Here is a 2,629-nt window from a genome sequence, read left to right as displayed (position 1 = left end):
CTGCACGGCCGTGCGCGCGAGGGCGTAGCCCTGCTTGCCCGACGAGCGGTTGCCCAGGAAACGGACCGGGTCCAGCGGCTCACGGGTGCCGCCCGCCGAGACGACGACGTGCAGGCCCTCCATGTCGCGCGGCAGGGCGTCGGAACGGGCCAGCAGGAGCCGGGCCAGGTCGACGATCTCGGCCGGGTCGGCGAGCCTGCCCTTGCCGGTGTCGGCGCCGGTGAGCCTGCCGCTCGCGGGCTCGGACACCACGACCCCGCGCGAACGCAGGGTGGCGACGTTGGCCCGGGTGGCCGCGTGCTCCCACATCTCGGTGTGCATGGCCGGGACCATCAGCACCGGGCAGCGCGCGGTCAGCAGGGTGTTCGTGAGCAGGTCGTCGGCGAGGCCGTGGGCGGCCTTCGCGAGCAGATCGGCCGTCGAGGGCACGACTACGACGATGTCGGCCTCCTGGCCGAGCCGCACATGGGGCACCTCGGGCACATCAGAGAAGACACCGGTGTGGACCTTGTTGCCGGACAGGGCCTCGAAGGTCGCCGCACCGACGAACCGCAGAGCGGCCTCGGTCGGCACGACCCGCACGTCGTGACCGGACTCGGTCAGTCGGCGCAGGACCTCACAGGCCTTGTAGGCGGCGATGCCGCCGCCTACGCCCAGGACGACCCGAGGCCGGGACGTCACTCGCCCTCGGTGTGCTCAAGCAGACCGGAGTGGATTTCGCGCAGCGCGATGGACAGCGGCTTCTCGCGCGCGCCGGGCTCGACGAGCGGGCCGACGTACTCGAGCAGGCCCTCGCCCAGCTGGGCGTAGTAGTCGTTGATCTGGCGCGCGCGCTTGGCCGCGTAGATCACCAGGGCGTACTTGGAGCTGACCTTGTCGAGCAGGTCATCGATCGGCGGGTTGGTGATGCCTTCGAGGGCGGTCGACGGCTCGCCCAGTGCGCCCAACTCGGTAGGGGTGATCACTCGCAACAGCTCCAGGTCAATCCGATGATGGCGTGAGTACCAAGGTTAGCAACTCGCCGGCGGCCTGCCGTACATCGGCATTCACCACGACCGCGTCGAACTCCTTCTTCGCGGCCAGTTCCTCCTCGGCGATGGCGAGCCTGCGGGCGACGACGGCCTCCTCCTCGGTGCCACGGCCGGTGAGCCTGCTCACCAGCGTGTCCCAGGACGGCGGCACCAGCATGACCAGCTGGGCCTCCGGCATGGCCGCGCGCACCTGGCGCGCGCCCTGCAGCTCGATCTCCAGCACCGCGGGCTTGCCCGAGGTCAGAGCGGCCTCGACGGGCGCGCGCGGGGTGCCGTAGTGGTTGCCCGCGAACTCCGCGTGCTCCAGCAACTCGCCCGCGGCGACCATGCGGTCGAACTCGGCGCGGTCGACGAAGTGGTAGTGCGCGCCGTCGATCTCGCCGGGGCGCGGGGCCCTGGTCGTGACCGAGACACTGAAGTAGAGGTCGGGGTGGAGCTTGCGCAGTTCGCCGACCACGCTCGACTTGCCCACACCCGACGGACCCGACACGACAGTGAGCCGGGACCGGGTAGCGACACCCGGGCCCGGCTCACGGCCGTTCAAACTGTCATTCACTCGCTGGGGAACTCGGCGAGCAGGGCCTTGCGCTGACGGTCTCCAAGACCGCGCAGACGGCGGCTCGGGGCGATCTCAAGGCGCTCGATGATCTGCTGAGCACGCACCTTGCCGACGCCTGGGAGGGCCTCCAGCAGAGCGGTGACCTTCATCTTGCCGAGGATCTCGTCGTTGTCCGACTGAGTCAGCACGTCCTTGAGGGTGGTGCCACCTCGCTTCAGGCGCTCCTTGAGCTCAGCCCGGACGCGACGGGCGGCAGCCGCCTTCTCCAGCGCTGCGGCCCGCTGCTCCTCGGTCAGCTGGGGAAGGGCCACGATTTCCTCCGTGGGGATTGGTTCTCCGGATCGGTGCCGCGACGTTACCGAGCCCTGGCCTGCGAAGACAACGCGGGTCCCGTCTGTGCGCACGGTGACGACGTGCTAGAAGTTGATCAACGTCCCGGATCGGCCGATGCTGTGACCTGCACCAATGGTTCGAGCGGAGGCGGAAAGCGGCCGGTCACGGAGCGCGATCGGGTGCCCACGGGACAAGAAAGTGTCATTTCCACCACTTTCCGAGTTGTTCTGAACACACCCAGTCAGACCACCCATCGCCACCTGCGCGAACAGAATTTGGGTTCGCGCATCCACCGAATGGCGCAATGTGGGCCAATTCGGCGTCCGATTCTCGCGGCGGGGCGGGGTGCTGATCATGGCGAAACGCCCGATCAACATGCGTCGAGGGAAGGTTCGGGGCCCGGGGCGCGGACGAAATTGGGCCCGCCGATGCCGCGGGGGAGGCGGGGCGGGTGGGGCTTTCCCGGGTGCGGGGTGAGCGGTATTGGCGGGGGCGCGGTGCGCGGCGCCGAGAGTTGTGGGTGCAAGTGCGCGGCACGTGTACGGGGGCCGATAGGCATGCGGCACCAGCAGACGTTGGGGGCCGGCAGGCATGCGGGCCGGGCAGGGTGTGCCCCGGTCAGGCCGGCGTGCCGGGCCGAGCAGGCTGCGGCGCCGGGCAGGCGTGCGGGGCTGGGCGGAGGGTGGGCGCCGCTGTGGGTCTGGGA

Annotated in this window: 4 protein-coding genes; all 4 read right to left on the bottom strand. The window is 70.0% G+C overall.

The features are described 5' to 3' along the window. On the bottom strand, positions 1 to 681 hold a 681-nt coding region (coaBC, locus tag ACRDSQ_RS22380), incomplete at its 3' end, for a bifunctional phosphopantothenoylcysteine decarboxylase/phosphopantothenate--cysteine ligase CoaBC (protein WP_431423773.1). After that, the gene (rpoZ, locus tag ACRDSQ_RS22375) at positions 678 to 965 is read right to left on the bottom strand and encodes a DNA-directed RNA polymerase subunit omega (protein WP_431423772.1); all 288 of its coding nucleotides are present in this window, start codon (positions 963 to 965) and stop codon (positions 678 to 680) included. The genes coaBC and rpoZ, both read right to left, overlap by 4 nt. Before the next feature lie 16 nt (positions 966 to 981). Then, the gene (gene gmk, locus ACRDSQ_RS22370) at positions 982 to 1,587 is read right to left on the bottom strand and encodes a guanylate kinase (protein ID WP_431423771.1); all 606 of its coding nucleotides are present in this window, start codon (positions 1,585 to 1,587) and stop codon (positions 982 to 984) included. After that, the gene (gene mihF / locus ACRDSQ_RS22365; protein ID WP_091380708.1) at positions 1,584 to 1,901 is read right to left on the bottom strand and encodes an integration host factor, actinobacterial type; all 318 of its coding nucleotides are present in this window, start codon (positions 1,899 to 1,901) and stop codon (positions 1,584 to 1,586) included. Before mihF ends, gmk begins: the two co-directional genes overlap by 4 nt. Between the last annotated feature and the right edge of the window lie 728 nt (positions 1,902 to 2,629).

Source organism: Actinokineospora sp., assembly GCF_050699995.1.
GTDB lineage: Bacteria > Actinomycetota > Actinomycetes > Mycobacteriales > Pseudonocardiaceae > Actinokineospora.
This window is presented reverse-complemented; position numbering and strand designations above follow the sequence as displayed.